12 protein-coding genes and 1 pseudogene are annotated in these 14,965 nt (G+C 62.6%); 6 read left to right on the top strand and 7 right to left on the bottom strand.

The window, feature by feature from the left end:
• Positions 1-40: 40 nt before the first annotated feature.
• The gene (locus tag TRL7639_RS11735; RefSeq protein ID WP_165759802.1) at positions 41-487 is read right to left on the bottom strand and encodes an excinuclease ABC subunit A; all 447 of its coding nucleotides are present in this window, start codon (positions 485-487) and stop codon (positions 41-43) included.
• Between the two features lie 118 nt (positions 488-605).
• Here TRL7639_RS11735 and TRL7639_RS11730 point away from each other — a divergent pair, with 118 nt between their 5' ends.
• A complete protein-coding gene (locus TRL7639_RS11730; RefSeq protein WP_085795835.1) occupies positions 606-1,355 on the top strand; it encodes a helix-turn-helix domain-containing protein in 750 nt (249 codons plus the stop codon).
• Here TRL7639_RS11730 and TRL7639_RS11725 read toward each other — a convergent pair.
• From TRL7639_RS11725 to TRL7639_RS11710, 4 genes and pseudogenes are all read right to left on the bottom strand, one after another.
• The gene (locus TRL7639_RS11725; protein ID WP_085795834.1) at positions 1,338-2,681 is read right to left on the bottom strand and encodes an MmgE/PrpD family protein; all 1,344 of its coding nucleotides are present in this window, start codon (positions 2,679-2,681) and stop codon (positions 1,338-1,340) included. The two genes, TRL7639_RS11730 and TRL7639_RS11725, sit on opposite strands and share 18 nt — an antisense overlap.
• 119 nt (positions 2,682-2,800) lie before the next feature.
• Entirely contained in the window at positions 2,801-3,673 is an 873-nt protein-coding gene (gene mmsB, locus TRL7639_RS23490; RefSeq protein ID WP_306456282.1) for a 3-hydroxyisobutyrate dehydrogenase, read from the bottom strand.
• An 81-nt stretch (positions 3,674-3,754) separates the two neighbouring features.
• Positions 3,755-4,720, bottom strand: a pseudogene (locus TRL7639_RS23485) (enoyl-CoA hydratase/isomerase family protein); the annotation flags it as partial.
• A 396-nt stretch (positions 4,721-5,116) separates the two neighbouring features.
• Positions 5,117-6,259: an acyl-CoA dehydrogenase family protein gene (locus TRL7639_RS11710; RefSeq protein ID WP_085795831.1), complete on the bottom strand. Its 1,143-nt coding sequence runs from the start codon at positions 6,257-6,259 to the stop codon at positions 5,117-5,119.
• 167 nt (positions 6,260-6,426) lie between these two features.
• Here TRL7639_RS11710 and glnE point away from each other — a divergent pair, with 167 nt between their 5' ends.
• The 5 genes from glnE to TRL7639_RS11685 all read left to right on the top strand — a co-directional run bounded on the left by glnE (position 6,427) and on the right by TRL7639_RS11685 (position 12,192).
• Positions 6,427-9,222, top strand: a complete 2,796-nt coding sequence (gene glnE, locus TRL7639_RS11705) for a bifunctional [glutamate--ammonia ligase]-adenylyl-L-tyrosine phosphorylase/[glutamate--ammonia-ligase] adenylyltransferase (RefSeq protein WP_085796400.1) — start codon at positions 6,427-6,429, stop codon at positions 9,220-9,222.
• The gene (locus TRL7639_RS11700) at positions 9,219-9,494 is read left to right on the top strand and encodes a hypothetical protein (protein ID WP_085795830.1); all 276 of its coding nucleotides are present in this window, start codon (positions 9,219-9,221) and stop codon (positions 9,492-9,494) included. The genes glnE and TRL7639_RS11700 overlap by 4 nt, the downstream gene beginning before the upstream one ends.
• 141 nt (positions 9,495-9,635) lie before the next feature.
• Positions 9,636-10,403, top strand: a complete 768-nt coding sequence (locus TRL7639_RS11695) for a DUF6778 family protein (RefSeq protein ID WP_085795829.1) — start codon at positions 9,636-9,638, stop codon at positions 10,401-10,403.
• A 38-nt stretch (positions 10,404-10,441) separates the two neighbouring features.
• Positions 10,442-11,653, top strand: a complete 1,212-nt coding sequence (locus TRL7639_RS11690) for an RSP_2647 family RNA methyltransferase (RefSeq protein ID WP_085795828.1) — start codon at positions 10,442-10,444, stop codon at positions 11,651-11,653.
• Positions 11,650-12,192 (top strand): RSP_2648 family PIN domain-containing protein, encoded by a 543-nt coding sequence (locus TRL7639_RS11685; protein WP_085795827.1) that lies wholly within the window; start codon positions 11,650-11,652, stop codon positions 12,190-12,192. Before TRL7639_RS11690 ends, TRL7639_RS11685 begins: the two co-directional genes overlap by 4 nt.
• Positions 12,193-12,278: 86 nt before the next feature.
• On the opposite strand, the gene TRL7639_RS11680 is transcribed toward TRL7639_RS11685, so the two are convergent.
• Positions 12,279-12,965 (bottom strand): M48 family metallopeptidase, encoded by a 687-nt coding sequence (locus TRL7639_RS11680; protein ID WP_085795826.1) that lies wholly within the window; start codon positions 12,963-12,965, stop codon positions 12,279-12,281.
• A gap of 54 nt (positions 12,966-13,019) precedes the next feature.
• Positions 13,020-14,939 (bottom strand): DUF3604 domain-containing protein, encoded by a 1,920-nt coding sequence (locus tag TRL7639_RS11675; protein WP_085796399.1) that lies wholly within the window; start codon positions 14,937-14,939, stop codon positions 13,020-13,022.
• Between the last annotated feature and the right edge of the window lie 26 nt (positions 14,940-14,965).

Below are 14,965 nucleotides of genomic sequence, written 5' to 3'. Positions count from 1 at the left end.
CCCTCTTTCCGGAGCATTTCTGAAAAGGTGAAGGGGCGGTTCAAGCGGCCGCCTCTTGGCTTGTGCGTGACATCAGGATCGGCACAAGGAAAAGCGCCAGAAAACCCGAATTCATCACCACGTTGAACCAGGCCCCGGCCGCGAGTGAGCCCAGGCTGTCGGGAATGAACCACGCCAGCAGAGTGAGAGTGATCATGCGCCGCGCCAAGGTGGGATCGCGCGCATAGAGGTGATCGGCGATCAGCCAGACGGCGGCACCCAATCCACACAGCAACCCACCACTGATGGCGCTCAGCAGGGCCTCGGTATCGGTGTCGATCTGTTGCGCACCGTCGAGCGGCAGATGGGCCAGGTCCACAAAGAAGCTCAGAGCGGGGGCAAGAAAGGTGAAAGGGGCCATCGCCATGGCCAATCCGATCGCGATGCAGACCACGGCTGCGGATTTGAGCCACTGGGTCGTAGTGAGGACGGTTTTGGTGTCGGTCATGTCAGGGTCTCCTGTTTGATCCTCTCTACCCTTGCCGGTGTCACATAGGTAAAACAATTACCTCTCAGGTAAGTGCATTTCGGCGCGGTCCGCGTAGACTGTTCCACGGAGGTGCCCCATGGCTGATTTTGGTCCTGCGTTAAAAGAATGGCGGACAACGCGTCGGATGAGCCAGATGGATCTGGCCCTGTCGGCAGGTGTGTCGGCAAGGCATCTGTCGTTTCTGGAAACCGGACGCGCGCGACCCAGCCGGGGTATGGTGCTGCGGCTGTGCGATGAGTTGAGCGTGCCCAATGCGGGCCGCAACCAATTGCTGACTGCGGCGGGCATGGCCCCGGCCTATGCCTCGCGCTCCCCCGACGCCGAGGATTTGAAACCACTGAAAGAGGCGGTGGCCTGGATGCTGGACAATCACGCGCCATACCCCGCGATGGCGTTGAACCGGCATTGGCAGTTGGAGGAGATGAATGGCCCGGCGGCGATGATGTTGAGCGCGTCGGGTTTGCAGCTTGGGGACAGCCTGATCGAGGCTTTGGTGAGCAATGAAGCTTTGCGCGGCGCGTTGGACAACCTGGAAGAGGTTGAGCGGCACACATTGGCACGGCTCAGGACGGAACTTACGCATTTTGGTCGCGATCCGGTGATCGAACGGGCGGTCGAAGCATTGCAGGCGCGAGTGTCCAGGGATGACGCGGTTCTGCCAGCGGTCATACCGGCGCGCTATCGGATGGGCGATCAGCTGTTGTCGTTCTTTTCGACCATCGCACAGTTCGGCACAACCGGTGATCTGGCGATGTCCGAGCTGAAGGTAGAGTTGATGTTCCCCGCCGATGACGCGACGCGTTTGGCGTTAACCGGGGGCGTTTAGACACAGGTCCAAAAGGCGCGAGACCTCTTGCGCCGAAAGGCTGTCAAACCGTGTGCTCAGATCTTCGATCTCATCTGCGCGTGTCCGACCCAAAACAGGATCGGCAAACAGGTGGAACTTGTCCGAGATTTCCCGGTCACTCAGCGGCAGGTCGGTGTCACCACGCGGCGTGCGCGGCTCGGACGTCAGCCGGGTGCCATCCTGCAGCACCAGCGTCACCTGCGCCCACCGTTTGCCGACGCTGATCTTGGTGAAATGCGGATCGTCGATCAGGGTTGTTGCCCGACTCAGGCGCAGAATATCGGGGTCGGTCAGGGTTTCCGGGGCCAGTTCCGGCACGCCGACCTGACCGCGCACGATCTGCGTCGCGACCGGGAAAGCGATGGAATAGGCGAACTCATCCGGTGTGGCCGGTTCATGACCCGCCAGACGGGTGGCATTGTGGAAGGTGCGGATTTCGACCTCGGCCACTTGGTTGTGGATCAGGTTGTGCGCGGACATCAGCTCGGCGGCGGCATCCAGCGCCGGGTGGGCCCATCGGCAACAGGGGTAGGGCTTGTAATGGGTGTCCTCGACCAACTGCCATCTGTCCCCCAGATCGGACCAGAATGCGGCGGCATCGTCGCCTTCGCAGGTCAGGGCAGGGGCGCCGGTGAAGCCCATGGTGGCGAGATAGGCCGCCGTTACGCCCGATGGCGCGCCCCAACCCACACCGTCGCGCACCATGGTGGGGTGATCGATGCAGCGCATCATCTGGCTGCGGGGCCCGTGGTACTCCCCGATCCCGGCGGCGTGTCGGATGATTTCTGCCCCGGCACCCAATTGCCGTGCCACGGCGGCAGCGACACCAACAGCAGTCCAAGCTCCGGATGTGTGGTAGTCGGCGCAGGTGGCATGCTGCGCAAGGCCCGCGCGATAGCTGACCTCGTACGCGATGGCGAGCAGGGTGGCGAAATCTGCCCCTGTGGCGGGCTGTACCTGCGCGTCTGCGACAGCCATGAGGGCAGGAAAGATCGCCGATCCGGCATGACCTTTGCAGGGGGATGTGCCGTCGTGCGCGTCGATGCTGTCGATGGTGAAGGCCCCGGCCATGGCCGCCCCTGCGGGGCTGACGGGCGTGCCGTCCATCATCATGCGCGCCGGACCTGCGTCAGACACGCCAAACAGCGCGGTGGCGCCCTTTCGGGCGATGGACGCCAGCGGCGTGGTCGACCCGACAGCCGCGACGCCCATTGTGTCCAGAAAGCTGCGGCGCAGGACCTGCAGGACCGGCGCGGGTAGGTCGGCGTAGGTCAGGTCAGCGGCGAAACGGTCGAATGTGGGCATCTGAGACTCCGGTCGTTTGGACCGAGCCTAGAAGGAGAGCAGGCAGAGGCGTTGTCTGTTTGCGACAGAAAGTGGTTTGGTGCGCGCCAACGCTCGGCACGCACCGTTGCAGGCGCGTGTTATTCGCGCCCGCGCTTTTCGAACCGGGGCAGCATGGCGCTGAAGTCTTTGCCTGCGCCGTCCTCGCCTTCGACAAACTGCGCATAAAGCGCCTGTGCCAGTTGACCCATCGGCGTGTCCGCATCGGCGCTTTCGGCCGCTTGCTGCGACAGGCGCAGGTCCTTGAGCATCAGGTCGGCGGCAAACCCGGGGGTATAATCGTTGTCGGCGGGGCTTTGCGGGCCAACGCCAGGCGCCGGGCAATAGGCGTTCATCGTCCAGCTGTAGCCAGACGAGGTCGACACCACATCGAACATCTTTTGCCGATCAAGGCCCAACTTGTCCGCCAGAGCAAAGGCCTCACACGTGGCGATCATGGTGACGCCCAGGATCATGTTGTTGCAGATCTTGGCCGCCTGACCGGCCCCTGCATCACCGCAATGCACGGCCTTTTGGCCCATGACATCGAACAGAGGCTCGGCCTTGGCAAAAGCATCCGCACTGCCGCCCGCCATGAAGGTGAGCGTGCCGCCAGCAGCCCCGCCAATGCCGCCCGAAACCGGCGCATCGACAAACAGAAGGCCAGCCGCCGCCGCATCGGCATCAACCGCACGGGCGCTGTCGACGTCAACGGTCGAGCAATCGACCAGGGCCGCACCTGCTGCCATAGCCGGGATCACATCTGCGGCCACCGCGCGCAGGATCTGACCATTGGGCAACATGGTGATCACAACATCCGCGCCTGCCGCTGCTGCAGCGGCGCTGTCGGCCATGCTCACACCGTCGATCGCGACATCTGCCATGTCAAAGCCGGTGACGTCGTGGCCTGCCTTGGCCAGGTTGGCGGCCATGGGGCCACCCATGTTTCCAAGTCCAATGAACCCGATCTTCATACCCTGTTTCTCCTCCTCGAATGACAATGCGTCCTTGCCCAATGGCTGCAGCATTTTCGACACCGCCGCAACGGGAACGTTCTGATCAGCAAACTGCCAGGCCGGGTTGCGGTCTTTGTCGATGATCTGCGCGCGGATGCCTTCCAAGAAATCCCCATGCTCCATTGCGCGATAGGTAAAGCGGTATTCCAGCTCCAGCGCCTTGCGGATGGTCAGCGACGGGCCACGCAGGCGGCGCAGCATCTCGATGGTGCAGGCCATCGACAGGGGTGAAATGCGCGACATTGTCTTGAGCGTGTCGGCGGCGAAATCGCTATCCAGCGTGCGCAGCGTGTTCAGGATGTCACCCAGGCTCTCGCCGCCAAATGCCTCGTCAATCTGAGGCATCTGCGCCTCGAGCGTGCTGTCGGTGGCAGGCTGCGCATGGGTTTCCACGTGGGACGCGTCGCCCGAGGCCTCGAGCATGGCGATCAGATCGCCCCAGATGTCGCGGGGGATATAGTGATCGGCGAACCCGGCAAAGATCGCATCGCCGGGGCCCATGCGCCCTGCCGTGAGCCCGAGGTATTCGCCCAAGCGCCCCGGTGCCAAGGCCAGCATCAAAGTGCCGCCCACATCCGGGACCAGGCCAATTCCGTTCTCCGGCATGGCGATTTTGGAAGTTTCGCAGACCACTCGGTGCGAGCCGTGACAGCCAATGCCAACCCCGCCGCCCATGGTGAACCCTTGCAGGAAGCTGACCACAGGCTTGGGGTATTCGAACAGCAGCGCGTTCATCCGGTATTCGTCGCGCCAGAAGGTGCGGCCATACTCATAGTTGCCCCTGGTGCCGGTATCATAGAGCTCGGCAATGTCACCGCCCGCACAGAACGCCTTGTCGCCTTCGGCGTCAAAGATCACCAGATCAACCGCGTCATCCTCGCGCCAATTGCGCAGGGCCGCGTCGATGGCCATGCACATGTCATAGCTCATCGCGTTTAGGGCGCTCGGCCGGGTCAGAGTGATGCGGCCCGCACGGCCGGTGACGCGGATGTCGATGTCAGACATGGTGATGTCCCCAATGTTTCAATTCGTTCTGTGTGTCCTGTAGCAGGCTGATAAGCGAGGTGGTGTTGCCAAACACTGCCGAGAAACCAGCAAAGTAGCCACGGAGTGTGTCATGCAAGGCTCGGAGCACGATAGGGCCCGCTACCACGACGTATGCCGGCTGCAAAAGTGCAAGTCCTAGCATTGCGTGCTCTGACACTCCGGCAGACGTTGCGACATGAAGCCAGGACACTGACAGCACCGTCACGGGCAGAAACCACCAAACGGCGAGCAATGTGATAAGTGGAAAGCAGTACAAAATCCCTGACGCTGAAATCGCCTTGGCCGTCCACACACGGTGAACGAGAAACGCCCGATACAGGGTCGAGCGTTTCAGGGTTTTGTACCAGCCTGGTGTCATCTATTGGCCAGCAGGTGGCGGGCGGTGATCACGCGCATGATCTCGTTGGTGCCTTCCAGGATCTGATGCACCCGCAGATCACGCACCAGCTTTTCGATCCCGTAGTCGGCCAGATAGCCATATCCGCCGTGCAGCTGCAGGCATTGGTCTACGATCTTCGATCCGGCTTCGGTCACGAACTTCTTGGCCATGGCGCAGTGTTTCGACGCATCCGGCGCGCCCTGATCCAGCTTCCACGCCGCTTGGCGCAGGAACACGCGGGCGGCTTGCAGCTCGATTTCCATATCGGCCAGGCGGAATTGCAGGCCCTGGAACTGGTCGATGGATTTGCCGAATGCCTGCCGCTCGGACATGTATTGCAGCGTCAGGTTCATGGCCGTTTGCGCCGCGCCCAGAGAGCAAGAGGCGATGTTCAAACGCCCCCCATCCAGACCCATCATGGCGTATTTGAAGCCGTCGCCTTCGGTTCCGACCAGGTTGCCCGCAGGCACCTTGCAATCGTCAAACTGCACCTGCGCGGTTGGCTGGCTTTTCCAGCCCATCTTGTCCTCGAGCCCACCAAAGCTCAGGCCCTCGGTGCCATCCTCGACATAGACGGTCGAAACGCCCTTTGGCCCATCCTCACCCGTGCGCACCATGCAGACATAGGCGTCGGAATAGCCACCACCCGAGATGAATGCCTTGGTCCCGTTGAGCGTATAGCCCTCGTTCGTGCGTTCCGCGCGGGTCTTCAGCGCGGCGGCGTCTGAGCCTGATCCGGGTTCGGTCAGGCAATAGCTGAGCACCGTGTTCAGGCTCAGCACATCCGGCATGATCCGCTCTTTCAGCGCGTCATCGCCAAAGCTGTCGAGCATCTTGGCGCACATGTTGTGGATCGACAGGAAGGCCGCGACCGAGGGGCAGGCCATGCTGAGCGCCTCGAACACCAGCGTCGCATCCAGCCGGGTGAGGCCCGAACCGCCGACCTCTTCCGAGACATAAAGCCCGCCGAAGCCCAACTCGCCCACTTGGGGCCACAGCTCTTTCGGGATGGTGCCCTCGGCCTCCCACTGGCGGGCAAAAGGTGCGATGTGCTCTTGTCCGAACTGATAGGCCATATCAAAAATGGCGGTCTGCTCTTCGGTAAGCGCGAAATCCATGTGGTGCCTCCTCCCCAACATCAATGAATTGAACGGCTGTTTATTTCGTGATTCTTACAGAACTATTGCAAGCTCAGAAAGGCCATAAGTCAGCGCAGCGGATCAGAGGCGTGTTTCGCCGCTTTGACGCATTGACGCGGGCGGCGGGGGATGGTCACCCTGCGGGCATGACTTCACCGCTGCACATCTCCCGCACGCCCCGACCTTTTGACCCTGATCTAGGCGCCGAGACGCTGACGCGGTTCCCGGACCTGTCGTCTGACCGCGCCGCGTTGATCGCGGGTACGGGGGGCACCAGCCCGTACCTCAAAAGCGTGCTCGAGCAGGAGGCCGTGTGGCTGACCGAAGCGCTGGATGATCCCCAAGGTGCTGTGGCGCGGGTCTTTGCCGACTGTCGCGCGCTGTCGTTTGATCAGCTCAAACCGGGGCTCAGGCAGGCCAAGCGGCGGGTTGCCGGGCTCACGGCTTTGGCGGACCTGTCCGGTGGCTGGACGCTGGAGCAGGTGACAACGGCGCTGACGGATTTTGGCGCTTTGGCGGCGGATGTGGCGGCAAAGGCCGAGATTGCCACGTTGATCCGCCGCAAGAAGCTGCCCGGACAAACCGAGGATGACATCGAGACGGCAGCGGGCATGGTCATCCTGGCCATGGGCAAAATGGGCGCGCATGAGCTGAACTACAGCTCGGACATCGACCTTATCGTGCTCTTTGACGAAACCCGCTATGACCCCGACGACTTTTATGAAGCCCGCCAGGGCATGGTGCGGGCGACGCGGAACTTCTGCGCCACGCTCAGCGATCGGACGGCGGATGGCTATGTCTTTCGTACTGACCTGCGCCTGCGCCCCGATCCGGCGGTGACGCCCGTGTGCCTGGCGACCGAGGCGGCCGAGCGGTATTACGAGAGCCTGGGCCGCACCTGGGAGCGGGCGGCTTACATCAAGGCGCGGGCCTGTGCCGGGGACATCGCGGCGGGCGAGGCATTCCTGCAAACGCTCACGCCGTTTGTCTGGCGGCGGCATCTGGACTTTGCCGCCATTCAGGACGCCCACGACATGCGCCTGCGCATCCGGGAGAACAAAGGCACCGGCGGGCCGATCACCGTGCCGGGTCACGACATGAAGCTGGGCCGGGGCGGCATTCGCGAGATCGAGTTTTTCACCCAAACCCGTCAGTTGATCGCAGGCGGGCGCGACCGTGATCTGCGGGTGCGCGGCACCGTGCCGGGGCTGGCGGCGCTGGCGGCCAAGGGCTGGATCCCGCAGGACGTGGCCGAAAAGCTCACCAATCACTACCGCGCGCACCGCGATGTGGAACACCGCATTCAGATGGTGCATGACGCGCAAACCCACCGCGTGCCAAAATCGCAGGACGGCATGGAACGGGTGGCCTGTCTGATGGACCTGGATCTGGTGGAGCTGCAAGCCAACCTCAAGGATCGCCTGACCGAGGTTCACGACCTGACCGAAGGATTTTTTGCGCCAGATGCAGCGCCTGAGCCGCAGGCGGCTCCGGTCGCGTTCGACACCGACATCATCGCCCGGTGGCCCACGTACCCGGCGCTGCGCTCGCAACGCGGCGCGCAGATTTTCGAACGCATCAAGCCCGAGTTGCTGTCGCGCCTGTCGCGCACCGCCAAACCGGACGAGGCGCTGATGGCCTTGGACGGGTTTCTGGCCGGGTTGCCCGCAGGGGTGCAGCTCTTTTCCCTGTTCGAAGCCAACACACAGCTTATCGACCTGTTGGTGGATATCGTGGGCACCTCGCATGCGTTGGCTGGGCACCTGTCACGCAATGCATCCGTGTTCGATGCGGTGATCGGAGGGTCGTTCTTTGATGACTGGCCGGGGGAACAGGTGCTGCAGGCCGAACTGTCTGACGCATTGGCTGCTGAGGGAGACTATGAGCGCCAGCTCGACACGGCGCGGCGCTGGACCAAGGAATGGCATTTCCGTGTTGGTGTGCATCATCTGCGCGGTCTGATCGACGGGGCGACAGCGGGCCGCCAGTACTCCGATCTGGCGAGTGCCGTGATCGCCTCTATCCTGCCGATTGTCACGGCGCAGTTCGAGGCCAAGCATGGGCCTGCGCCGGGGCGGGGCATGGCGGTTCTGGGCATGGGGTCGCTGGGGGCCGAGCGGCTCAACTCGACGTCCGACCTGGATTTGATCGTGATCTATGACCCGCAAGGGGTCGAGATGTCCGACGGCAAGCGCCCGCTGTCGACACGGCCCTATTTTGCGCGCTTCACCCAGGCGCTGATCACGGCGCTGACGGCGCCGATGGCGCAGGGCAGGCTTTATGAGGTGGACATGCGCCTGCGCCCCTCGGGCAGTCAGGGGCCGGTTGCCACCAGTTGGAGCAGCTTTACCAACTATCAGCAGAACGAGGCCTGGGTGTGGGAACATCTGGCCCTGACCCGCGCCCGCGCTGTGGCTGGCGATGCGAGCCTGGGCGCGGATATCGAGGCGTTCCGGCAGGAGGTTCTGATATCCCCCCGAGATCGCACCAAGGTTCTGACTGATGTGACCGAAATGCGCGCGCGCCTGGCCGCCGCAAAGCACCCAACTGATATTTGGGACGCCAAGACCGGGCCGGGGCGGATGCTGGATATCGAGTTGATGGCCCAGACCGGCAGCCTGCTGGCGGGCAATCCGGCGCGCGATGTGCATTCTGGCCTAGACGCGGCGGTCGCTGTTGGGGTGCTGAATGTCGCGGATGCCCAAACGCTCAAGGACACCTATGACCTATGCTGGTCGGTGCAAACGGCGGCGCGGTTGCTGTCGGGGCAGGGGATCGAAGTCGAGAAGATCGGCGAAGGGGGCGGCGCGTTTCTGTGCCGCAGCGCCGGTTTCGATCAGCTCTCGGAACTCGAAGCGGCCCTGGCCGATGGCTATGCGCAGGCAAATGCGGTGATCACTGCAGCGTTGGACACGACGACATTGGACAGGGGGCAGGCATGAAAGATCAACGGGACGTGTTGGACCCCAAGGGGCTGATCCGCGAAGCCTATCGGATCGAGGGCATCGTGGCCTCGCAGTGCCGCAGCATCTTTCTGGATTGGGCATTGAGCCTGCCGGACGGGCAGGATTCCCGTGAGGCGATCGCGGCGCTGCTCGAGCGTTACGCCGAGCAGCCCGACGACCACCCGATGACCCATGTTCTGCGCGAAGGCATGACCCGGATGACGGCTCCAAAACGGCGCGGCGGTTGGCGCTCCAGACCCCGAGACTGAGTTGAAAAACCGGTCGTGGGACCGTGAACAATCTCTAAATCGGTCAGAAATTGTCTCAAAGTTGCCTCAATTGGGGAGCAAATCTTACTCCATCAAAGGTGCAAAGAGTCTCATTTGGGGCTCGTTGAAGGAGAAGAGACAATGAAATCCATGCGACTGATTCTGCTGATGGGTTTGGGGCTGACTGTCTCGGCATGTGCCGCGGTCGACGTCCCGACGCGCAACGCCCCTTACGAACAACTGCCCGATGGCGCGGTTGCAGCACCCGCAGGTTATGAGTTGACTCAGGCCGAACGCCAGCCGATCCCGGCCGTTGCTTCGGGTCAGGTCGAAATTTCCGCAACCCGTGCTGCGACGTCGGATGCGTCCGGTGCGCTGAGTGTTGTGCCGGGGCAGGCGCCGGTATCCGTGAATTCGGTGACCGTTCTGGTGCCGCGCTCGCTGAAAGTGTCCGAAGCCAACCGGTATCTGCCGCGCGGTGACATCGTATGGCGCGAGGATCCGATTGGTGACCGCCACGCACAGGTGCAAAAAATCGTGCAGGATGCGATCGTGCGCGGTGTGACCCCGCTGAATGGTCCGGTGTCGGCTGAAGTCGTGATCCAGGTGAAGCGCTTCCACGCGTTGACCGAAAAGGCCCGCTATACCACGGGCGGCGTCCACTCGATCACGTTTGATCTGGCGCTGAAAAACGCCAAGACCGGCGAACTGCTGGTGCCCGTTCGCGAAGTGCGCGCTGATCTGGACGCCTTTGGTGGTCAACAAGCCTTGCAAGCCGAGGCCCGTGGCCTGACCCAAAAAGTGCGTATCACCAACCACTTGGCCGAGGTCATTCGGCAGGAATTGACCAATCCCGAAGGCTACAAGAACGCCTCGCTTGGCTTCTTCCAGATGCTGAACAACATCTGAGCCTTTCACAGCCAGACCAATCTTAGTAAGAGGGCGCCATGACAGCGCCCTTTTCCGTATCTGACCGCCCGACCGTCCGACTCAAACCCAAGGCCAACGCCCGTGCCGTGCGTCATGGGTTCCCTTGGGTCTATGCCAACGAGCTGGTCACCGACCGCCGCACCAAAAAGCTGACGCCTGGCACATTGGCGATGCTCGAAGATGACGCGCGCCAGCCTTTGGGGCTGGTGTCGGTCAACCCGAACTCTAAGATCATCGCGCGGATGCTGGACCGTGATCCGGCGGCCGAACTGAATGCCGCGTGGTTTGAAGCCCGCCTGAGCCGTGCCTTGCGCCTGCGCGAGCAGCTGTATGACGCGCCGTTCTATCGTCTGGTTCACGCCGAGGCCGATGGGCTGCCGGGGGTGGTCATCGACCGCTTTGGCGACGCCTGCGTGTTGCAACCCAACGCAGCCTGGGCCGAGGCGCATCTGAACGTGCTGGCGACAGCCCTGGCTAAGGTCACCGGTGTCACCACCATCTTGAAAAACGCTTCTGGCCGCACGCGTGGGCTCGAAGGGCTGGATGACGTAAACACCGTGCTGCATGGCACCGCACCCAAGGCCCCGGTGCAGGTGCCGATGAATGGCGCGACCTACATGGCCGATCTGACGGGCGGGCAGAAAACCGGCTTGTTCTTCGATCAACGCGAGAACCATGCCTTTGCCGCGCGGTTGGTGCATCCCGGCGCCAAGGTGCTGGATGTCTTTTCACACGTGGGGGGCTTTGGTCTGGCCATGCTCGCCGGTGGTGCAGGCGCGGCGCTGTCGGTCGATGGTTCGACCGCGGCCTTGAGCTTGGCAGAGCAGGGGGCCGAAGCGAGCAGCATGGGCGACCGCTTCACCGCGCGCAAGGGCGATGCCTTTGATGTGCTGACAGCACTGGCCGACGAAGGGCAAAGTTTTGATGTGGTGATCTGTGACCCACCCGCATTTGCACCGTCGAAACAGGCGCTCGATGCAGGTCTGCGCGCCTATGAACGTGTGGCCCGACTGGCCGCGCCCTTGGTCCGCGACGGCGGTTATCTGGGCCTCTGTTCCTGTTCACACGCGGCTGATTTGGGTAAGTTCCGCGCCGCCTCGGCTCGTGGTATCGGGCGTGCGGGGCGCTCAGCGCAGCTGCTGCACACCGGTTACGCCGGACCAGATCACCCGCAACTGCCGCAACTGGCGGAAAGCGGTTACCTCAAGGCGGTGTTCTTCCGTCTATGAAGGCTGTTCTGGACACCTGCGTCATCTACCCAACGGTGATGCGCGAGATGCTGATGGGCGCGGCCAAAGCGGGGCTTTATACACCGCTGTGGTCGGCCCGTATCCTCGAGGAATGGTCGCGCGCCAGCGTCAAGCTGGGCCCCGCGGGCGAGGCGCAGGCGAGGGCCGAGATTGCATTGACGCGCGCCAACTGGTCGGCGGCTGAGGTGGCGCCTGCACCAGGCATCGAACAGAGGCTCTGGTTGCCGGATGCGGCAGACGTTCATGTGCTGGCGACCGCAGTTGCCGCGTCAGCTGATTTGATCGTGACAGTCAACCGCCGCGATTTTCCCCGGCACATCTTGGCCGAAGAAGGCGTGGATCGCATCGACCCGGACGCACTGCTTTTGCAGTTTTGGCGGGATAACCCGGCACAGATCTCTGCCGTGGCCGAAAATGTGCTGAGCGAGGCCAATCGTCTGTCCGGCGACAAATGGGAATTGCGCCCGCTGTTGAAAAAGGCACGTTTGCCGAGGCTGGCCAAGGCACTGACGAGCTAGGGTCAGGACCCAAAGATCGCCCATGTCCTGCGGGCATATCCCGGCGTCGTGTCTGCGCGCGTGCTCAGCGATCAAGAGGCGAGCGGTTAAGCCTGATCCCACCGGGTTTCCAGCACTTCCAAAGCTGCGATGCGTTCGTGGGTCTTTGGGTGGCTCATCAACCATGCAGGCGTGACGCCTGCGCGTTGGCCGGTCAGCTCTTCGAGCTTGTGGAACAGCGATTTTTGCGGGCCGATGCCGATGCCGGCCTTGGTCAGCAGGGCGGCGGCGTATTCGTCGGCCTCATACTCATCCGAACGCGACAGTCGCGCGGCCAACAGGGTCATCAACCCGTCCGCAATCCAGGCCCCGACAAAAGGGATGAACCGGCCCAGGATCATCGCCAGTGCCGAGCGCATGGCGTTCTGACCGGAAAAGTCGATCATCCGGCGGCGCGAATGCCCAAGCGCCACATGCCCCATCTCATGTGCGATGACCGAGGCCATTTCCGGCCCCGTGATCTCTCCGCTTTGGTATTTCCGGTAAAACCCGCGCGTGATGAAGATGCGCCCGTCCGGAGCGGCCAGACCGTTTACCGGATCGATTTCATAGATGTAGACCGGAACCCGTTTCAGATCGAGCGCCACCGCCAGCCGGTCGGTCAGTGCCTTTAGCCCCGGATCGGCCAACTCGGTCGATCGCGCGTCAAGCTCGCGGTTGGTGCGCCAAACCGAGAACCGGTACATCGCCAACGCATACAAAATGGCCAGCAGGATTGGGGTGAACCTGATCATGTCTCAAAGATGGGGTGATGGGGCGGGCAGGCAAGGGACCTGCCCGCATTGTGATCATCCTTCGGGGGCGTACCAGATGGGCGAGGTATAGGCGCGCTCTTGTCCGATGCGCACGGCATCAGCGGGAACCTCGGCGCCTAGGCGAACCTGGTCATAGAGCACCCAACGGGGTGTGGGGATTTCCAGCACACGGGCATAGTAAAACGCCTGCTGGCCCGCGTCGAAATCGGGGTCGGTCCAGACAGCGGCCAGTTCCGAGGCACCGATGGTGTTGGCCCAGCTTGCGGCTGCTTCGTCCACTGTGTTGCCTACCGCTGGTACTTTGCCATTCGCGTCGGGTTCGCGATCGTCCGACCAGGCGACGTCATAGACCCGCTCATGCAGCGCGCCATCCGCGTCCATCCACCCTTTGACGATCTGAACCCGGTCCAGATTGGCGCCGATGGGGTCGCGCAGGGCATAGACCATGAATGTGGGCGCGTCCGAGGTCGCCGCGCGCAGGTCACCGCCCATGGGTACGCCCTTGTCATAGCCGACGAAGGCCGGGTTGCGGGTGCGCAGGTCAGCGTCCGAGAACTCCCACCCGCCAAAGAAGCGCACTGCCATGCGGGGGCCGGTGGTGGCGTAGACCTCGCGCCGGACCATGGCGTCCCAGATAGAGGCGCGGGTGTTTTCCTCGGCCCAGACCCCGGTATAGCCCGAGGCCACAAGCGACCAGCCAGGGAATTCGCCCTGATCGGTCTTGGTGAACGGGTGGGTCATGCGGGTCAGGGACGGTTCGGCATTGGTGGCCTTGCCGAAATAGTTGTCGCTGTCGGCGGTTGCGAGCGATGTGTGGCTGTCCGTGGCCCCAGAAAAGCCGAACCGATAGGGATTCACCCCGAACTTCTGCTCCAACATGAAACCCTGTTTCAACGCCTCGCGGGCGTATTCACCGCGCAACATCTCTTCGGTCTTGGCTTCGGTGAGGTCCAGGTTGCCAGCATCCCAGGTCTCATAGTCGGCAAATTCGTCATCCGGGCTCAGAACCGGGTGGGTCTCGCCATCGCCCTTGATCTGGGTGATCTCATACAGCGGCTCCCATTTGGCGCGCGCTTGGACATAGGCCTCATCCACCATGTCGCCGGTAAAGCGCTCGTCCGTCGGGAACATGATCCCGTTTGACAGGTTGCCATTGTGGGCCAGGGCAAAGGCCTGACCGCCGGTCTTGGCTACATAATCCTCAAGCCAGGCATAAAGCCCCATTGGGTCCGTTGTGCCACCGGGGCCTTGGGTGACCATCGGCTCGACCTGCAACGCCTTGTTGGCACCGTCGCGCAGGATGACATTGCGGTGCAGGTTGTTGCCCTTGTCCAGCGAGGTCCATTCGAACCCATGAAAGGCGGTGAACCGGCCTGGCTCGTTATAGGTTTCGGCCGTCTGAATCAGATCCTCCCACACCGACGCGTAGATGGGTGAACCGGGCGAGTAGTCGCCGATCAGCTGGGGGTCCATTTCACCTTGGGAAAAGGTGGTGATCAGGTCGAGCGTGGCGGCGACCGAGGCCTCTCCGCCCTCATTGATGGCCTCGCTCCAGCGGCGGCCCTGTTCGGTGGCCAGAACGTTGGGCGCGCCGTCCTGCAAATCAAAGATCATGCCCATGCCGTCGGAATGTTCCGTCACCACCAGCCAATCCAAAGGCCGGGCCAGCTTGACCGGTTGACCAGAGGCGGCGGTCACTTCTTCGCCGCGCGCGAATTTATAGGCCGTATCGGGGCCGGTGGTGTTGCCAAACAGGCCGGCATCCATCGAGTACCCGGTGTGGAGATGCGTGTCGCCCCAGAACACGCGGCTGGGGAATGAGCGCTTGGCGTAAGGCGAATAGGCCTTGCCGGGGTAAAGCCCCTGAAGCGATTCTTGTGAGGGGACAAATTGTGCAGCAGCAGGGCCGGTCAAGGCAACGGCGGCGGCGGAAAGAAGCAATAAACGTCTCATGAAACCTCCATGAGTCTGAAAAAAAG

The organism is Falsiruegeria litorea R37, assembly GCF_900172225.1.
In the GTDB taxonomy this organism is placed as follows: Bacteria; Pseudomonadota; Alphaproteobacteria; order Rhodobacterales; family Rhodobacteraceae; genus Falsiruegeria; species Falsiruegeria litorea.
Note: the sequence above shows the minus strand (reverse complement) of the source record. Positions and strands in the feature narration are given on the sequence as shown.

Excerpts from the sequence above, each read along its gene's own strand:
- TRL7639_RS11725 (WP_085795834.1), bottom strand. The coding sequence starts at position 2,681 with ATGCCCACATTCGACCGTTTCGCCGCTGACCTGACCTACGCCGACCTA.
- TRL7639_RS11700 (WP_085795830.1), top strand. The coding sequence starts at position 9,219 with ATGAAAGATCAACGGGACGTGTTGGACCCCAAGGGGCTGATCCGCGAA.
- mmsB (WP_306456282.1), bottom strand. The coding sequence starts at position 3,673 with ATGAAGATCGGGTTCATTGGACTTGGAAACATGGGTGGCCCCATGGCC.
- TRL7639_RS11735 (WP_165759802.1), bottom strand. The coding sequence starts at position 487 with ATGACCGACACCAAAACCGTCCTCACTACGACCCAGTGGCTCAAATCC.
- TRL7639_RS11675 (WP_085796399.1), bottom strand. The coding sequence starts at position 14,939 with ATGAGACGTTTATTGCTTCTTTCCGCCGCCGCCGTTGCCTTGACCGGC.
- TRL7639_RS11695 (WP_085795829.1), top strand. The coding sequence starts at position 9,636 with ATGAAATCCATGCGACTGATTCTGCTGATGGGTTTGGGGCTGACTGTC.
- TRL7639_RS11710 (WP_085795831.1), bottom strand. The coding sequence starts at position 6,259 with ATGGATTTCGCGCTTACCGAAGAGCAGACCGCCATTTTTGATATGGCC.
- glnE (WP_085796400.1), top strand. The coding sequence starts at position 6,427 with ATGACTTCACCGCTGCACATCTCCCGCACGCCCCGACCTTTTGACCCT.
- TRL7639_RS11690 (WP_085795828.1), top strand. The coding sequence starts at position 10,442 with ATGACAGCGCCCTTTTCCGTATCTGACCGCCCGACCGTCCGACTCAAA.
- TRL7639_RS11680 (WP_085795826.1), bottom strand. The coding sequence starts at position 12,965 with ATGATCAGGTTCACCCCAATCCTGCTGGCCATTTTGTATGCGTTGGCG.
- TRL7639_RS11685 (WP_085795827.1), top strand. The coding sequence starts at position 11,650 with ATGAAGGCTGTTCTGGACACCTGCGTCATCTACCCAACGGTGATGCGC.
- TRL7639_RS11730 (WP_085795835.1), top strand. The coding sequence starts at position 606 with ATGGCTGATTTTGGTCCTGCGTTAAAAGAATGGCGGACAACGCGTCGG.